The following is a 16502-nucleotide window of genomic DNA, read 5'->3' as shown; positions in this document are numbered from 1 at the left end:
GCAGAGAAGGAGGGGACCGTCCGACGGGTGCAGTTTGCGCGGGGGCGGGAGTATCGTCGGGCGCAACGAAAGGCGCCGACATGACTGCTGAGCCCGCCCCGTCCTTCGACATCGCCGATCTGCAGAGCAAGGCGCGCGACCACCTCTGGATGCACTTCGCCCGCCAGTCCACGATGGACGCGCCCGACGGGGTCCCCATCATCGTCCGCGGCGAGGGCCATCACATCTGGGATGCGGCAGGGCGCCGCTACATCGACGGACTCGCCGGGCTGTTCGTCGTCAACGCGGGGCACGGCCGACGCCGCCTCGCCCAGGCGGCGGCCCGGCAGGCCGAGCAACTCGCCTTCTTCCCGATCTGGTCCTACGCGCATCCCGCCGCGATCGAGCTCGCCGACCGGCTGGCGCATCTCGCGCCGGGGGACCTCAACCACGTCTTCTTCTCCACGGGCGGCGGCGAGGCGGTCGAGACCGCGTTCAAGCTCGCCAAGAACTACTGGAAACTCGTCGGCAAGCCCGGCAAGCACAAGGTCATCTCCCGCGCCATCGCCTACCACGGCACCCCGCAGGGGGCGCTCGCGATCACTGGGCTTCCGGGCATGAAGCAGATGTTCGAGCCGCTCACGCCGGGAGGCTTCCGCGTTCCGAACACGAACTTCTACCGTGCCGCCGAGATGGGCTTCGCCGGCACCTCGGAAGAGGAGTTCGGCCGGTGGGCGGCGGATCGCATCGAGGAGATGATCCTCTTCGAAGGCCCCGACACGGTCGCCGCCGTCTTCCTCGAACCTGTGCAGAACTCCGGCGGATGCTTCCCTCCCCCACCCGGCTACTTCGCGCGGGTGCGGGAGATCTGCGACCGGCACGACGTCCTGCTTGTCAGCGACGAGGTCATCTGCGCCTTCGGCCGCGTCGGAGAGTACTTCGCCGCCGACGCCTTCGGCTATCAGCCCGACATGATCACCTTCGCCAAGGCGGTCACCAGCGGCTACTCGCCGCTGGGCGGCACGATCGTCAGCGACCGCATCTACGAACCGTTCGCGACCGGGACGACGAGCTTCGCGCACGGCTACACCTTCGCGGGGCACCCTGTCTCGGCCGCGGTCGCCCTCGAGAACCTCGACATCTTCGAGGAAGAGCAGCTCAACCTGCACGTCCGCGAGAACTCTCCCCTCTTCCGTGCGGCTCTCGAACGACTCACCGAGCTGCCGATCGTGGGCGACGTCAGAGGCGCCGGGTACTTCTTCGGCATCGAGCTCGTCAAGGACAAGGCGACGAAGCAGACGTTCGACGAGGCCGAGTCCGAGCGTCTGCTGCGGGGGTTCCTCTCCAAGGCGCTCTACGACGCGGGGCTCTACTGCCGCGCGGACGACCGAGGGGATCCCGTCATCCAGCTCGCACCGCCGCTCACGATCGGGCCGGCGGAATTCGACGAGATCGAGCAGATCCTGCGCGGTGTGCTCACCGAAGCCTGGCAGCGCCTCTGACACGCTGTCGGGCACAAAGACGATTCGGGGGAATCATGTCGCACACCAGTGTCTTCGCCGCTCCGTTCGCGCGGTCGTCGGATCGTGACTTCGTGGTGCGCTGCGTGCTCGGTCTCGCGCCGTCCGGCGGCGCGGACATCGGCGAGGTCCTCGCCGCCGTCGATGATGTGAAGCCGAAGGACGCGGCCGCGTGGCGTTCGGCGTGGCAGATGCTCGGCGAGCGCGTCGCGGGGCAGGCGGAGGAGGCGGCGGCCGACGGGCGTTCCGACACGGCACGCTGGGCGGCGCTGCGGGCGGCGAACTATCTGGCGGTCGCGGTGGACGCCGCATCCGCTTCCGACGACACGGACCGGGCCGCGTCGCTGTTCGCCGCGCATCGCGCCGCGTGGGATGCGTTCGCCGCCGACGCGGGCGTGCGGATGAGCCGGATCGATGTGCCGCTCGACGGCGCCACGATGCCCGGGTACCTCTTCCACGCGGATGCGGCGGGTCCCCGCCCGACCATCGTGTTCGTCAACGGCAGCGACGGCTCGATCAGCTCCCTCTGGGGCACCGGCGTCGCCGCCGCCCTGGCACGGGGCTTCCACGCGTACGTCTTCGACGGGCCCGGTCAGCAGTCGATGCTCTTCCAGCACCACGTGCCGTTCCGCCCGGACTGGGAGAACGTGCTGGCCCCTGTCCTCGACGAACTCGTGCGCCACCGCTACGTCGACGAGCGCCGTCTCGTCGTCTGGGGCATCAGTCAGGCGGGTTACTGGGTGCCGCGGGCGCTCTCCGGCGAGCATCGCTTCGCGGCCGCAGTCGTCGATCCCGGCGTCGTCGACGTATCGACGTCATGGACGGATCACCTGCCGGCGTCGCTCGGCAAGCTCCTCGCCGAGGGGAAGGATGCGCAGTTCGATCGCGACATGGCTCTCGGGATGCGGTTCTCCCACGATCTTTCGGCGACGTGGGCGTTCCGCGCCCGGCCAGTCGGTGTCGGCGGATACGCCGCGGTGATCCGCCGCATCCGGGAGTTCGCGTTGACGGATGCTCAGGCGGCGAGCATCGACACACCCCTGCTCATCACCTCGCCCGAGGGCGAGCAGTTCTGGCCGGGTCAGTCGGAGAGACTCGCGGCCCTGACGCCGACCGTCTCGCACCTGGTGCGCTTCACCGCCGCCGAAGGCGCGGACGGCCACTGCGAGCCGTTGGCGAGGACGCTCGTGCACGAGCGTGTGCTGGACTGGGTCAGCGCGACGATCCCGGGCTGAGGGGGCCGTCCGTTCGCGGCAGCAGCTCACCGTCCACGACGTCGATGCCGGGCACGCTGTCGAACAGGGCGCCGCCCTCGGACGGCTCGGGTTGGGCGTTCTCGTCGCGGGGGCGCATCGGCCTCACCTCCTGCGGAAGACAAGCCTGCCTCATCCGCGGGACGAGCCCGGACGCTCTTGACAGCGCGAACCGGGCGCCGTAGAGCTTCTCAGCCGTGGTCGACGGGCTCGTCGGCCGGCTCCGGCACGATCGAGAGCCCGTGCGGACCGGATGCGGCGAGCATGAGGTCCTCGACCCAGACACGGTTGATCTTCGGCTGACGCGAGCCGTAGAAGTGGAACTGCAGCGGCACCGACGGATGCACCCAGAAGCTGCGGCGGCCGCTGCCGTCGCCCACCTCGACGTCGAACATGAACGGCTCGCCGCGGCGCAGCTTGTTCATCACGACGATGCGCAGATGCGCGAGAGTCCTGTCCTCGATCTCGACGGCGTTCGAGGCGGTGTCGTAAATGAATCGGCCCACGGTATGAGCATAACCAGGCGGGCCCCGGATGCCGCGACCTCCCGTTCCGGGTGGGTCGGGATTAGGGTGTGCGCATGGGAACCATCTACTACGGCGGCGGCAGCACGCCGATCCACATCGAGGATCGTGCTCTCGCGCATCTCAAGGTCGTCATCGCGACCAAGCTCCGCCGCGGCGAGAGTTTCACGCTGTCGTGGCGGCACCCCGACGATCAGCCGCGCGGGCGCAGCACGCTGTGGCTGCATCCCTCGATCCCGCTGCGCTTCGTCTTCGACGACCCGGAGCCGGCCATGCTCAGCCGCGAATGGGTCGAGGAGCTGGCGAACTCGGCCAACTCCTCCGGTGGCATCATGCTCGTCGCCGAGCACTTCGACTCCCACCCCGCGCCGACGGCCTCCTGACTCAGGCGGTCGGGGTGAGCGGGCCCCAGTGCCCCGGGGCGGGAAGGTCCGCGTAGCGCACGTCCACGCCGCCGGCTCCCCCCACACTCGCCACGCACACGAGCAACGACAGCGTCGGGATGCCGAGATGGCGGTGATCCCGGATGAGCGCACGGTCGTCCGTCGCCTCGAGTTCCGCGCTGCGCTCGATGACCGCGAGCCAGGTTCGCCACCAGCCGTCGCCGGATTCCTCGTCGGCCACCGCGGCGAACTGCGGCAGCCAGTGGGTGATGCGCGCCGTGCGCGGATCGTCGAGATCGTCGTGGGCGATCATGTGTGTGCCGGGGCTCAAGACGCTCTCGCGCAGCGCCTCACCGTCCCACGCGATCACCCGGGCGCCGGCCGGTGAGACCTCGAGCAGATTGAAGCCGCGCGTCGGCGGCGCTCCCTCGGGAACCCGGCCCGCCACCGCCTCCAGCGGCAGCACACCGCGCGAGGTGACCGCGTCGTCCGCGAGTGGTGAGGTGTCGGCGCGGTTCAACAGCACCGCGAGCCGGGATGCGGCAGGGTCCGCCGCGAGCCACGCGCCCCCGGCGCGGACGTCGTGCACCCCGATGACCCCGGGGTAGGCGTCCGGCCACCAGGGTCCCAGGCGATTCCAGGGACGGTTCGGGTCCTCGTCGCGGATGGCCACGATCCGTGTGGGCTCGCTGGCATCCTCGGGCACGCGGACGATCACGGTGCACATCGGCGGGACGGTCTCCTTCGGGCGGCGGGACCGGATGCGACAATCGAGACATGTTCGTCGTCGTCGCGGTCACGGGCGGCATCGCCGCATACAAGACGGTACATCTGGTGCGCGACCTGGTTCGCGCCGGCCACGAGGTTCACGTCGTCCCCACGGCCGATGCCCTCCGGTTCGTGGGCCTGCCGACCTGGGAGGCGCTCAGTCGCAACCCGGTCACCACCTCGGTGCACGACGACGTCGCGCGCGTGCGCCACGTCTCCCTAGGGCAGCAGGCGGATGTCGTCATCGTCGCCCCCGCCACGGCGAACACGATCGCCAAGATGGCGGCCGGCATCGCCGACGACCTGCTCGGCACGACGCTGCTCGCCACGACCGCACCGGTCGTCATCGCCCCGGCGATGCACACCGAGATGTGGCGCCACCCCGCCACGACCGCGAACATGGCGACCCTGCGCAGCCGGGGCGTGATCGTCGTCGGCCCCGACGACGGACTGCTCACCGGCGGCGACAGCGGGCCCGGCCGGATGAGCGAACCGGCGGACATCCTGCGTGCGGCGCTGGGCGCCGTGTCCGCCCCCGACCTCGAAGGCCTGCGGGTGCTCGTGAGCGCCGGCGGCACGCGGGAGCCGCTCGACCCGGTGCGCTTCATCGGCAACCGTTCGAGCGGGAGGCAGGGCATCGCCCTCGCGCTCGCCGCCGCCGATCGCGGGGCCGAGGTCGATCTCGTCGCCGCGCACGTGGGGGCCGCCGTCCTCGCCTCGGCCGCCTCCCACCCCCGTATCCACATCTCGCATGTGGGCACGACCGCCGAGCTGCAGGATGCGGCGGTGGCCGCCGCATCCGTCGCAGACGTCGTCGTGATGGCCGCCGCGGTGTCGGACTACCGCGTCAGCGAGGTCGCCGACACGAAGCTCACGAAGGAGGGCGGCGACGGCACGCTCACGCTGCGGCTCGTCGAGAACCCCGACGTGCTCGCGGGACTCGCCCGCACGCGCCGACCCGGCCAGACGATCGTCGGATTCGCCGCCGAGACCGCATCCGGCGACGAACTCCGTGAGCGGGGGCGCCGCAAGCGCGAGCGCAAGGGCGCCGACCTGCTCGTCGTCAACCGCGTCGGCTGGAGCGAGGGCTTCGAGTCCGAGGAGAACTCCGCGCTGCTGCTGACCGAGGGCTCCGAGACCGAGACCTCCGGCTCGAAGCGCGAGGTGGCCGACGCCGTCTGGGATGCGGTGCTCGGCCTGCGCTGATCAGGCCACCACTCTCTCGTTCGTCGCCTCCTCGGGCAGGGCCGGCACCACCACGACCGACACGTCCTGCATCTTCCAGTCGATCTCCGCCACGGCGCGGCGCGCCTCGTCGAGCTCGCGCACGCGCACCTTCCGGCGTCGGGGCACGACATACGCCTCGACGTGGAAGACCTGGCCCATGTCGCGCATGCGCACCGCGACCGCATCCACCCACGACAGCTCCTCGAGACGCTGGACGATGCGGCCGATGAGCGGGTGGGCGCCGCTGTCGTCCTCTGTTCGTGCCCGCTGATCGATCAGATCGAGGATGGCCGTGCGTGCGTTCTTGATGCCGTCCCAGACGATGCCGACCGAGATGAACAGTGCGGCGACGCCGTCGAGCCACCAGAGGCCGATTCCCACCCCGAGGACTCCGACGATCGAGGCGACCGTCGTGGTCCAGTCGGCCTTGGCCATGTCGGCGTCCGCGTAGAGCACCTTGTTGTGCAGGACCGGCGCGAGCTTCGCCTTCGCATGGCCGTAGAAGAACGGCCCCACCACGACGAGCGCCATGACGGCGACCATGAACCATCCGAGCCACACGGTCGTACCGAACACGCGCACCGTCCCGATCGCCGGATGCTCGGCGTTCACGAGTCCGATGACCGACTCGATGGCGAGGCTGCCTCCGATCGCCAGCAGAGCCACACCGGCCACGAGATGCCCGACGCCCATCACGCGGTGCAGCCCGTACGGGAATGCCCGTGTCGGTCGACGGCGGATGAATAGGAGCGCGAGGAGGAAGGAGATCTGCGGGATGAGGGAGAGCATGTCCTCGATCCACGCCGTCTTCATCGCCTGAGATCCCCCCACGACCAGGGCGATCACCACGATCGTGACGGTCGTGTACCCGATCGTGAACCACTCCCAGCGCACGGCGGAACGCAACGCATCCCGCTGCTCGTCGGGAAGATCGGTGCGCCCGACCGAGTCGATCCGCATCAGTGGGCCTCCTCGTCGAGGAAACGCTCGATCGCCGCCTGGAGCCCGTTCTCGCCCATCGGAAGGAGGATGACCACATCCGCCCCGTTCGACCCGGGGAGCTCCGGATACGCGCGGGTGACCGACACCCGCTCGGCCCACGGCGTCTGAGCGGTCATGCCTCCCACGGCGACGTCGAGGCGCCCCGACGCCAGATCGTCGACGAGATCCTCTTCACTGTCGACCGTCCATTCGACGCGGGCATCCCGCGTCGCGGCGAAGTCCTCGATCACCTCCGGGAGGACGCCCGACACCTCGTCGCCGTCCACGATCACGAGGTCCCCGCTTGTCGATGCGCCGGCGCGGAGCACGCCACCCGTGATGCGATCGAGCGATCCGTCCGGGTCGGCGGGGATGCCGCATCCGGTCAGCGCCAGAGCGATCGTCGCCGCCACGACGAGCGCTGATGCGATCCGCGGTCTCATGTCGCCTCCGTCCGCCTCCTCATCGCGGACGCTACCCGGACGTCGCAGAGCTCGCAGCGGCTTGACAGCGAGCGTCGCCTGCCGCATCCACGGGCTCGGCGCAAGGCCCGTGGTGCGCACCGGTGCGGGGCATAGCGTCGCTGGCACCCCCCCCACGGAAGGACGACGCGATGACACGTTTCGGCTACACCCTCATGACCGAGCAGAGCGGGCCGCGCGAGCTCGTGGGCTACGCCGCCGGCGCGGAAGAAGCGGGATTCGACTTCCTCGTCTCCAGCGACCACTTCTCCCCGTGGTTGACGAGCCAGGGACACGCTCCGCACGCGTGGACCGTGCTGGGAGCCGTCGCGCAGGCGACGAGCCGCGTCGAGCTGATGACCTACGTCACCTGCCCCACGATGCGCTACCACCCCACGATCGTCGCCCAGAAGGCGGCTACGCTGCAGCTGCTCTCCGAGGGGCGCTTCACGCTGGGTCTCGGCTCCGGCGAGAATCTCAACGAGCACGTCGTCGGAGAAGGCTGGCCGGCCGTGCAGATGCGCCAGGACATGCTCGTCGAGGCGATCGAGATCATTCGGGCGCTGCACACGGGCGAGCTCGTCACGTACGACGGCCAGTACTTCCGGGTCGACTCGGCCCGCATCTGGGACAACCCCGAGGGCGGTGTGCCCATCGGCGTCGCGGTGTCGGGCGACAGCTCCATCGAGAAGTTCGTCGACCTCGCCGAGCACCTCATCGCCGTCGAGCCGGATGCGGACCTTGTGCAGGCATGGGACAGCAAGCATCCGGCGGGCGGCTCGGAGTCGGGTGAATCGCGCAAGATCGGCCAGATCCCGATCAGCTGGGATCCGGACCGCGAGGCGGCGATCGCCCGCGCGCACGACGAGTTCCGTTGGTTCGGCGGCGGCTGGGGCGTCAACGCCGACCTGCCGACGCCCGCAGGGTTCGCGGCCGCATCCCAGTTCGTTCGTCCGGAGGACGTCGCGGACTCGATCGCGTGCGGGCCGGACCTCGACGAGCTGGCCGAGAGCGTGCGGCCGTTCCTGGATGCGGGCTTCACCGATGTCGCCGTCGTCCAGATCGGCGACGCGCAGCAGGAGCGTTTCGTCGCGGAGGTCGCCGCTCCCCTGCTGGAGAAGCTCCGCGCCCTCTGATCCCGGCCGGTGCGGGGCCGGCCGTGCGGCGACATGTGCACGATCGATCGCCGGGCGGGCGTCCCCTCCGTCCCACCGCACCCCTTCTGCACCACGGGTCGTGCAGATGTCGCGGTACTCGGCCCGGGCGGTCAGTCCACGGGCAGACGGACGGCGGTGCGCGCCGTGGCGAGTTCCGCGGCGGTGCGCTCCGGGGTCCAGCCGCGGGCCTCGGCCATGATGTCGGCGGCGAGACCGAGGATGCGCTCCCCGGGGTCCTGGAGGCGTCCGATACCGGTGCGCCGCAGCAGCACGTCCGTCAGGTGCTCGGGTGCCTCGTCACGCACGGCCCACGCGACCGCCGCGAGCGGTTCGCCGTCGGAGGTGGCGCGCTCGGCGAGACGCGGGCCGGATGCGGCGAGCGCCAGCACGGAGCGCGCCCTGCTGCCGTAGTGCGCGAAGAGCACGTCAGCCGTGTCGGCGGCGAACCCGAGGCCCGCGGCATCTCGGCGCAGGACGGCCTGCGCGGCCGTGACGTCGTCGACATCCCCGCCGGGCAGGGGTGTCTTCGCGGTGGTCGAGGGCGCGGGGTGCAGGCCGTGCGCGGGCAGCCCGTCGACGATCTGCTGGGCAAACGCGCGGGAGGTCGTGTACTTCCCGCCGAGCGCCGAGAGAAGACCCGCGGCACCGTGCCGCGCATGATCGACGAGATCGGATGCGCGGGATGCCCGGTATGTGTCGGTGCCCGCCGACTCGGCGAGCGGACGCAGACCGCCGTACGCGGCCGTGACGTCGTCGAGCGTCAGCGGCTCGGGCAGCTTCGCGCCGGCGTTGATCTCGGCGATGAACCGCTCGATCGCGCCCAGCGTGAGTCGCCACTGATCGACAGGGCCCGTGTACGGCGTCTCCGTGGGCCCGATGAGGCTCCGATCCCGCCAGGGCGCGACGCTGAAGTGCCCGCCGGAGGAGACCGTGAGCACCATCGTCTCGCCGAGCCGTCGGGTGACGAGGTAGATGCCCTCCGAACGCACGGCCGGTGCCGGACCGATGGCTTCGCGCAGCAGCGGGGTCTGAGCGAGGAAGTCGTGCGAGAACGAGCCGGTCGCATCGATCGTCACCGTGGCGGCGATCTCCGCCGTCTCGTCCGCGACGAGATCGTGCACCTCGGCGCCGACCACGCGCCCGGAGCGCACCAGCAGCCGGGTCGCACGGGTGTAGGTCGAGATGGTCGCGCGGTGGGATGCGGCCGCCTCCGCGAACGCGAGCGTCAGGCGTTCCGGCGAGAGCATCATCGCGTCGTAGTAGAGGATGCCGTGCCGCATCCATCCCAGGCCGCGGTCGACGAGTTCGGCTGCCGACAGCGACCGGTGCCGGGGGATGTGCGAGGCCGCATCCGAGAGCCGATTGCGATCGAACGACAGCACGTCGTACGCGGTCAGGCCGAGGTGCTCGATGAGTCCCGGCTCGGGCAGCACCATGCCGACCGGGCGGACGAGGTGCGGCGCGATGGCGAGGAGGGTGCGGCGCTCGGCGAGCGACTCGCGCACGAGACGCACCTCGAGGTTCTTGAGGTAGCGCAGGCCGCCGTGGATGAGCTTGCCGGTGGCCGCGCTCGTTGCGCCGCCGAGATCGTCCGCCTCCACGAGCGCCACCGAGAGCCCCCGACTCGCCGCCTCGTAGGCTGTCGCGACGCCGGTGATGCCGCCGCCGACGACCAGCACGTCGACCGCTCCGGTCGGGAGGGCGCGCCGCAGACTCATGCCGCCGCCAGGTCGGCGCGGATGCCGGCGATCATGCGCTCGCGCTCGGACGCGATGTCGAGCAGGCCCAGACGCAGCACGCGCGCGGCGATCTCCCATCGATCGAGGTCGGCGACGCTGACGGTGCCGGCCCGCAGGTACGACCGCAGATAGAAGCGGAGGAGGATCCGGCGCACCGCCCCGTAGACGACACGCATCGGCGCCGAGGTACCCGGGAAGAGCTCCGCCTCGCGGAACAGCAGACGCGTGAGGGCGACGTCGGCGGCGGGTTGACCGGCGACCGCGGTCTGCCAGTCGATGACGACGTTGCGCTCGGCGAGCACGAACACGTTCTGCGGGTGGAAGTCGAGGTGCAGCACCGTATCTCCCGCCGGGAGGGCGCGGATGCGGCGGGCGACGGCATCCCGTTCGGTCGGCGTGAGGGCCGCGAGCGCGGGGGTGTCGAGCTGAGCGACGGCGAGCTCGCGCACGTCGGGCAGCCGGTCGGTGCGGGCGCGGTGGACGAACAGATGCTCGGCCGCGAGCGTGCTGCCCACCTGAGGCAGGCGCAGGATATTGCGCTCTGCCACGGCCGTGAGCGGGATGCCGTCGATGCGGTCGAACACGATGCCGTGGCGTCCGTCGATCTCGACGCCGCCGTGACAGCGCACCGGGGTGATGCCGAGCTCGTACGCGAGGCGCGAGGCGGCGATCTCCTGCGCGACCTCGCCCGCGTCGATGCCGCCGAATGCGAGCTTGACGACGCGGTCGTCGCCGTCGGCGAACACCTCGGCGGACCGACCGCGGGCGATCGGCCGGGAGCCCACGGCGCTCATCGCTCGGCTCGCTGCGGCCGGCCGTATCCGCGACGAGTGGCGGCCTCGACGACCGCCCGCTGCGCGGCGGCGTCCAGCGCGCGGGGCTCGCCGATGGCGCGCGCGTGCCAGTACAGGTCGCAGATCCACTCCGTGAGCAGCGCGTTCTCGACGGCGTGGACGAGGTCGCGCCCGAGGGCGACGGCGCCGTGGTTGGCCATGAGCGCGGCGAGCCGCCCGTCGAGCGCGGCCCCGACGGCGTGCGCGAGTTCGACGCTGCCGAAGGGATGGAAGGGCGCGACCCGCAGCGCTCCGCCGAGAAGCAGCTGCTGGTAGTGCACGACCGGCACCTCGTCGAGCACGAGCGACAGGCTCGTCGCCATCGGTGCGTGGGTGTGCACCACCGCGCCGACCTGATCAGCGGGCGCATGCCGAAGCACGCCCAGATGCAGAGCCGTCTCGGATGTGGGCGCCCAGTCGCCCTCGACGACCTCGCCGTCGAGCGTGACGATCGTCACCTGTTCCGGGGTGAGCTCGCCGAGCACAGCACCGGTCGCCGTCACGGCGGCGAACTCGCCGACGCGCATGCTGACGTTGCCGGCCGTGCCGACGAGAAGGCCCGCTTCGGCCAGGGATCGGGAGGCGTCTGCCACCGCGACGCGCGCGGCGGAGATATCTGACGTCGTTGTCATGGCGCTAGCATGACCGCGAGGACAAACCAAAGTCAAGTTTGGTTTCTGAGGGAAGGATGCGGCGACCGTGGCACCTCTCGCCCCGACAGAACCGGACTGGGACCGCATCCCGCTGCAGCGCGCTCCGCGTCAGCAGCGCTCGCGCGAGAAGGTGGCGCGTGCGCTGGCGGCCGCATCCGAGCTCGTGACTCGAGAGGGCGTCGCCGCTCTCACGCTCCCGCGCGTCGCCGAGACCGCGGGGGTCAGCGTGGGCGCGCTGTACCAGTACCTTCCCGATCGCGACGCGATCGTGCGCGCACTCGTGGCGGAGTACCACGCACGACTCGAGGCGCTGTTGGAGAACGCGGTCGTCCTGACGCGTGCGAGCACGCCGCCCGCCGATCCCGTCGGCCACGTGATCGACGCCGTCGCCGAGGTCTATCGCGACCGCGACGTCGTGCGCACCCTCGGCACCGCGTCGGCCGGCGGACTCATCGACGCCGACCGCGCGGCCCACAAGCAGCGGATGGCCGAGGCCGCCGCGCGTCTGCTGAACGCCAGCGGCCTCACCCGCGACGGGACGGATGCCACGGCCCGCGCCCGCGTCGCGTTCCTCGCCGCCGACGCGGTGCTGCACGACGCCTTCGCCGCCCCGCCTGCCGCGCAGGAGCAGACCCTGCAGGAGTTGCGCCTGCTCCTGCGCCGCTACCTCCAGCCCTGACCCCCGCGGCCACCCGCAATGACTCCCCTGTCAGAGATCGAGCCACCCCCGTCGATCTGCGACAGGGGAACACAGAAGACCCCAGCTCACCTGTCGTAGAACGACGGCTGCGAGTCGATCTGTGACAGGGGAACCGGGCTCGCACGCGAGTCGGAGACGGTGCGAAGCGGAGCGGCGACGGATGCGGCGGGGTCAGCCGATGGGGCCGCGCATGTCGTCGAACCCGGCGGCGCGCGCCGAGGTGCGCACCCAGTCGAACACGATCTGGGTCTCGGTCGAGGCGACCGCGGGATCCATGCTCAGGCGCGTGGCGACGAAGTCGCGCAGCTGCTCGGGCGAGGTCGTCACGACGTGGATGAGGAAGTCGGTCTGACCGCCGAGGAAGAACAGATTGAGGACGTTTGGCAGGCGCGAGACCTTCTCGGCGTAGGTCTTGATCGCCGGACGTGCCTGCGCGCGGAGCTTGACCGCCACGATGGCCTGGAGCGGGAGCCCCAGGGCAGCGAAGTCCACGTCGGCGTGGGCCGAACCGAGGGCCCCGGACTCCCGCAGGGCGCGCACGCGGGCGTGCGTCGCCGAGGGCGACAGCCCGACCCGCGCGGCGAGCGCCGCATTGGTCTGCGACGCGTCGCGACGCAGCTCCCAGAGGATGCTCTCATCGACCGGATCCGTCCGTCGGTTCTGCGCCTGCGCCACGTTCCACCTCGTATCCAGCCGGAGATTCTCCGCAATTCCGCGCCAGCAGAGAATTCTCTTCGGCACCTAGTGATTCTGACACGGTTTTCTTCTAGATTCGGCCCGCTCCAGACGAACATCCTGATACATCGACACGAAGGACGGCGCCCATGCGCATCGGAATCCCCGCCGAGGTCAAGAACCACGAGTACCGCGTCGCCGCCACCCCCGCCGGTGTGCGCGAGCTGGTGCGACACGGCCACGAGGTCATCGTGCAGAACGGTGCCGGCGTCGGCAGCTCGATCACCGACGAGGAGTTCGCCGCCGCGGGCGCGCGGCTCGTCGACGTCGCCGAGGCGTGGTCGGCGGAGCTCGTGCTCAAGGTCAAGGAACCGGTGGCCTCCGAGTACGGCTACCTGCGCGACGACCTGACGCTGTTCACCTACCTGCACCTGGCTGCCGACGAGCACCTGGTCGACGCGCTGCTGGCCGCCGGCACCACGGCGATCGCCTACGAGACCGTGCAGCTGCCCGACCGCTCCCTGCCGCTGCTGGCCCCCATGAGCGAGGTCGCCGGACGCCTGTCCGTGCTGACCGGCGGCTACCACCTCCTCGGGTCGCAGGGCGGTCGTGGCGTCCTGCTGGCCGGGGTGCCCGGCGTACGCCCCGCCAAGGTCGCGGTCATCGGCGGCGGCATCGCGGGCAGCAATGCGGTCGCGCAGGCCGTCGGGCTCGGAGCGGATGTCACCGTGCTCGACATCTCGATCCCGCGGCTGCGCCAGCTCGACGATCTGTACCGCGGTGCGGTGCGCACGGTCGCATCCAGCGCGTACGAGATCGAGCGCACGGTGCTGGATGCGGACCTCGTCATCGGCGCCGTCCTCATCCCCGGCGCGAAGGCGCCGCACCTCGTCTCGCACGACATCGTCGAACGGATGAAGACGGGCAGCGTGCTCGTGGACATCGCCATCGACCAGGGCGGCTGCTTCGAAGACTCCCACCCGACGACCCACGACGACCCGACGTTCCGCGTCGGCCCCACGATCTTCTCGTGCGTGGCCAACATGCCCGGCGCGGCGGCCGGCACCTCGACGCCCGCCCTGACCAATGCGACGCTGCCCTACGCCCTCGCCCTCGCCGACAAGGGCTGGGAGCGGGCGCTCGCCGACGACCCGGCCCTCGCGCTCGGGCTCAACACGCTCCGCGGTTCGATCGCGAACGCGGGCGTCGCCGCCGCGTTCCCCGACAAGCCCCGCACCTGACGCCGGCCGGATGCGGGGACTGCCCGCATCCGCAACGCCGCACGACTCCGCCCTGCAGGACGATCTCTCCCGTTCGTTCTGCGGGGCGGTTGGCGTATCGCCCACGCGCCGCACGTTACGGCGGCGTTTCCCGCACCTGCGAATCGCGGCCAATGCTTGCCCCGGGCACGGTGCGTGCGCTTTCATGAACCAACTTGGTCAAACGTCCAACTGCGAAGGCGCAGTGGCGGAGGAGGCTCACATGCAGGAAGCGCGACGACCCGTGGCGGTCGTGACGGGGGCGAGCTCGGGGCTCGGGCGCGGGTACGCCGAGCGCTTCGCCGCCCGCGGCCACGACCTCGTGCTCATCGCCCGCCGAGCGGATCGGCTCGAGGAGCTCGCCGCCGCGCTGCACGCGCAGCACGGCCGTGAGGTCGATGTGATCCCCGCCGACCTCACCGATCCCGCCGCCCCCGGACGGATCGCGGCCGAGCTCGCGGAGCGCTCCCTCACGACCGAGGTACTGGTGAACTGCGCCGGGTTCGGGACCGCGGGCGCCTTCGCCGGCGAGGACCCCGCGCGCATCGCTCAGGAGATCGCGGTCGATGTGACCGCACCCACACTGCTCACGCGGCTGCTGCTGCCGGACCTCCTCGCCGCCGACGGCGGCATCCTGCTCATGGTCTCCAGCACCGCCGGCCACCAGCCCACCCCGAACCTCGCCGTGTACGGCGCGTGCAAGGCGTTCCTCACCTCGCTCACCGCCTCCATCTGGGAGGAGAACCGTGGCTCCCGGATGCGGGTGCTCGCCGTCTGCCCCGGCCCGACGGCGACCGAGTTCTTCGAGGCATCCGGATCCGAGCAGTTCAAGGTGGGGCGCGTCGGCACGATCGACGAGGTGCTCGACGCGACGTTCGCCGCCCTCGACGCCCGCCGCGGCCCCGTCGTCACCGTCGGCTGGGGAAACCGCATCCAGTCGATCGGCGCCAAGCTCGCGCCGCGCCGGCTCACGCTCAGGGTGGGACGCACCGCGACCGAGCGCGCGGGAAGGAACGCCTGATGCGCCGGCTCTCGTTCGAGGAACGTCGCAGCGAACTGCTCGACGCGGCCGTCCGGGTGATCGGTCGCGAGGGACTGGCTGCGGCCACCACGCGCGCGATCGTCGCCGAGGCCGACATGCCGCTGGGGGCGTTCCACTACGTGTTCGCCTCGCGCGATGAACTGATCGCCGCGATCGTCGAGCACATCACCGAGCAGGAGCGCCTCGCAGCGTGGATGGATGCCGACACCGACGCGACGTGCGCCGAGGTGCTGGCACGAGGGCTGGACGCGTACCTGCGGCTGCTCGAGTCGGAGCCCCAGCGTGAGATGACCCTGCTCGACGTCGCCACGCACGCCATGCGGCACGATCCCGAGGCCGTTCACCGCCAGTGGGCCACCTACCGCGCCGCGGCGCGCGCCAGCCTCTCCTACGCCGCCGAACTCGCCGGCATCGCCTGGACACGTCCGCTCGACGAGCTGGCCTGGTCGCTGGCCAGCTGCCTGGACGGGCTCACCCTCTCATGGCTCAGCACGCGCGACTCGGATGCGGCCCGCCGCCACATCCGTCTGCTCGCCGATGCCTTCGCCGCCTACGCCACCCCCGTGAAGGAGACCACCGATGCTGACTGAGACCGATGCCCGCGTGCTCGCGCTCACCAACGCGCGAGCTGTGCTCGGGGCCCTGCCCCGCCTGGTCGAGCTCGTGCCCGAGGCCGGACGGATCCTCGGGACCCTGCCTGCACCGACGACGCTCTCGCTCGTCGCGCCCGGCATCCCTGTGACGCGATACCGCTTCTCGTCAGAGGGCATCGCCCCGGTCTCCGAGGGCCGGGGACCGACCCTGATGTTCCGTTCCGTCGAGCACCTCAATGCCGTCATCGCGGGCACCGCGCAGCCCATCCCACTCGCCGGCCCCGCCGGCATCCGGTTCCTGACGCGCGTGTTCACACCGCTCACGGACCTGCTCGGCGTCTACCTGAAGCCGCAGGACGAGCGCCTCGCGGATGCGGAGTTCCGCCGCCGCAGCACCCTGCTCACCCTCGAAGTGGCGGCACGCGCGATCGCGGTCGTCGGCAACGAGGACACCAGCGGGCGCTTCTCCGCCGCGCACATGCCCGACGGCGATCTCGACCTCGAGATCGGCGACGAGCTGCGCTACCGCCTCGAGGTGAAGAATCACCGCATCCGCCTCGACGACGACCAGTCCGACCCGCCGCGCGCCGCCCTCCGCTTCGCCGACCTCGACGTCGCCGGGGGCGTGATCAGCGGCCGCGACAGCGCGCTGGCCTGCGTCTGCGACGGCCGACTCGCCATGCGCGGTTTCATCCCCCTCGTCGACAACACCAGCCGCATCCTCGACCGCGTCGGCGCCTACCTCGGAGCGTGAT

The 16502-nt window shown here is 71.1% G+C and carries 19 protein-coding genes; 10 read left to right on the top strand and 9 right to left on the bottom strand.

The annotated features are described in order from the left end of the window. Nucleotides 1-80 precede the first annotated feature (80 nt). Nucleotides 81-1481, top strand: coding sequence for an aspartate aminotransferase family protein (locus KYX17_RS25625; RefSeq protein ID WP_243231197.1), 1401 nt, complete (start codon nt 81-83; stop codon nt 1479-1481). 35 nt (nt 1482-1516) lie between these two features. Next, nucleotides 1517-2734 carry a S9 family peptidase gene (locus KYX17_RS25620; RefSeq protein WP_243231187.1) on the top strand — a complete coding sequence of 406 codons (1218 nt, stop codon included), beginning with the start codon at nt 1517-1519 and terminating at the stop codon, nt 2732-2734. Here the strand turns inward: KYX17_RS25620 and KYX17_RS25615 are convergent. Together KYX17_RS25615 and KYX17_RS25610 are read right to left on the bottom strand one after the other, a co-directional pair. Beyond that, complete coding sequence (locus KYX17_RS25615; protein WP_243231184.1) at nt 2712-2852, bottom strand: hypothetical protein; 141 nt, start codon at nt 2850-2852, stop codon at nt 2712-2714. The genes KYX17_RS25620 and KYX17_RS25615 overlap by 23 nt on opposite strands. 91 nt (nt 2853-2943) lie before the next feature. After that, complete coding sequence (locus KYX17_RS25610; protein WP_243231182.1) at nt 2944-3258, bottom strand: ATP-dependent DNA ligase; 315 nt, start codon at nt 3256-3258, stop codon at nt 2944-2946. Nucleotides 3259-3332: 74 nt separating this feature from the next. Here KYX17_RS25610 and KYX17_RS25605 point away from each other — a divergent pair, with 74 nt between their 5' ends. Continuing rightward, a complete protein-coding gene (locus KYX17_RS25605) occupies nt 3333-3659 on the top strand; it encodes a hypothetical protein (RefSeq protein ID WP_243231181.1) in 327 nt (108 codons plus the stop codon). Nucleotide 3660: 1 nt separating this feature from the next. Here the strand turns inward: KYX17_RS25605 and KYX17_RS25600 are convergent, their stop codons facing one another. Next, a complete protein-coding gene (locus KYX17_RS25600) occupies nt 3661-4386 on the bottom strand; it encodes an NRDE family protein (RefSeq protein WP_243231180.1) in 726 nt (241 codons plus the stop codon). A gap of 50 nt (nt 4387-4436) precedes the next feature. Here KYX17_RS25600 and coaBC point away from each other — a divergent pair, with 50 nt between their 5' ends. Then, on the top strand, nt 4437-5633 hold the full coding sequence (gene coaBC, locus KYX17_RS25595) for a bifunctional phosphopantothenoylcysteine decarboxylase/phosphopantothenate--cysteine ligase CoaBC (protein ID WP_243231179.1): 1197 nt from the start codon (nt 4437-4439) through the stop codon (nt 5631-5633). Here coaBC and KYX17_RS25590 read toward each other — a convergent pair whose 3' ends face one another. Together KYX17_RS25590 and KYX17_RS25585 are read right to left on the bottom strand one after the other, a co-directional pair. Continuing rightward, nucleotides 5634-6614 (bottom strand): cation transporter, encoded by a 981-nt coding sequence (locus KYX17_RS25590; RefSeq protein WP_243231168.1) that lies wholly within the window; start codon nt 6612-6614, stop codon nt 5634-5636. Then, entirely contained in the window at nt 6614-7078 is a 465-nt protein-coding gene (locus KYX17_RS25585) for a transporter substrate-binding domain-containing protein (protein WP_243231156.1), read from the bottom strand. Before KYX17_RS25585 ends, KYX17_RS25590 begins: the two co-directional genes overlap by 1 nt. A 170-nt stretch (nt 7079-7248) precedes the next feature. Here KYX17_RS25585 and KYX17_RS25580 point away from each other — a divergent pair, with 170 nt between their 5' ends. Beyond that, nucleotides 7249-8232, top strand: a complete 984-nt coding sequence (locus tag KYX17_RS25580) for an LLM class F420-dependent oxidoreductase (RefSeq protein ID WP_243231155.1) — start codon at nt 7249-7251, stop codon at nt 8230-8232. Between the two features lie 131 nt (nt 8233-8363). On the opposite strand, the gene KYX17_RS25575 is transcribed toward KYX17_RS25580, so the two are convergent. Genes KYX17_RS25575 through KYX17_RS25565 form a run of 3 tightly spaced genes read right to left on the bottom strand, consistent with a single transcriptional unit; the run spans nt 8364 to nt 11457 of the window. Next, the gene (locus KYX17_RS25575; RefSeq protein ID WP_243231154.1) at nt 8364-9971 is read right to left on the bottom strand and encodes a glycerol-3-phosphate dehydrogenase/oxidase; all 1608 of its coding nucleotides are present in this window, start codon (nt 9969-9971) and stop codon (nt 8364-8366) included. Further along, on the bottom strand, nt 9968-10786 hold the full coding sequence (locus tag KYX17_RS25570; protein WP_243231153.1) for an aminoglycoside phosphotransferase family protein: 819 nt from the start codon (nt 10784-10786) through the stop codon (nt 9968-9970). Before KYX17_RS25570 ends, KYX17_RS25575 begins: the two co-directional genes overlap by 4 nt. After that, a complete protein-coding gene (locus KYX17_RS25565) occupies nt 10783-11457 on the bottom strand; it encodes a class II aldolase/adducin family protein (protein WP_243231152.1) in 675 nt (224 codons plus the stop codon). The genes KYX17_RS25570 and KYX17_RS25565 overlap by 4 nt, the downstream gene beginning before the upstream one ends. A gap of 67 nt (nt 11458-11524) precedes the next feature. Between KYX17_RS25565 and KYX17_RS25560 the strand changes: the two genes are divergently transcribed. Continuing rightward, on the top strand, nt 11525-12157 hold the full coding sequence (locus tag KYX17_RS25560) for a TetR/AcrR family transcriptional regulator (protein ID WP_243231151.1): 633 nt from the start codon (nt 11525-11527) through the stop codon (nt 12155-12157). A 192-nt stretch (nt 12158-12349) separates the two neighbouring features. Here the strand turns inward: KYX17_RS25560 and KYX17_RS25555 are convergent, their stop codons facing one another. Next, the gene (locus KYX17_RS25555) at nt 12350-12853 is read right to left on the bottom strand and encodes an Lrp/AsnC family transcriptional regulator (RefSeq protein ID WP_243231149.1); all 504 of its coding nucleotides are present in this window, start codon (nt 12851-12853) and stop codon (nt 12350-12352) included. Nucleotides 12854-13002: 149 nt separating this feature from the next. Between KYX17_RS25555 and ald the strand changes: the two genes are divergently transcribed. The 4 genes from ald to KYX17_RS25535 all read left to right on the top strand — a co-directional run bounded on the left by ald (nt 13003) and on the right by KYX17_RS25535 (nt 16501). Next, complete coding sequence (gene ald / locus KYX17_RS25550) at nt 13003-14094, top strand: alanine dehydrogenase (protein ID WP_243231148.1); 1092 nt, start codon at nt 13003-13005, stop codon at nt 14092-14094. Nucleotides 14095-14335: 241 nt separating this feature from the next. After that, nucleotides 14336-15133 carry an SDR family oxidoreductase gene (locus tag KYX17_RS25545; RefSeq protein ID WP_243231137.1) on the top strand — a complete coding sequence of 266 codons (798 nt, stop codon included), beginning with the start codon at nt 14336-14338 and terminating at the stop codon, nt 15131-15133. After that, nucleotides 15133-15744 (top strand): TetR/AcrR family transcriptional regulator, encoded by a 612-nt coding sequence (locus KYX17_RS25540; protein ID WP_243231130.1) that lies wholly within the window; start codon nt 15133-15135, stop codon nt 15742-15744. The genes KYX17_RS25545 and KYX17_RS25540 overlap by 1 nt, the downstream gene beginning before the upstream one ends. Then, nucleotides 15734-16501: a hypothetical protein gene (locus KYX17_RS25535; protein WP_243231128.1), complete on the top strand. Its 768-nt coding sequence runs from the start codon at nt 15734-15736 to the stop codon at nt 16499-16501. The genes KYX17_RS25540 and KYX17_RS25535 overlap by 11 nt, the downstream gene beginning before the upstream one ends. Nucleotide 16502: the final 1 nt, after the last annotated feature.

It is taken from the genome of Microbacterium sp. CIAB417, assembly GCF_022788845.1.
This window is presented reverse-complemented; position numbering and strand designations above follow the sequence as displayed.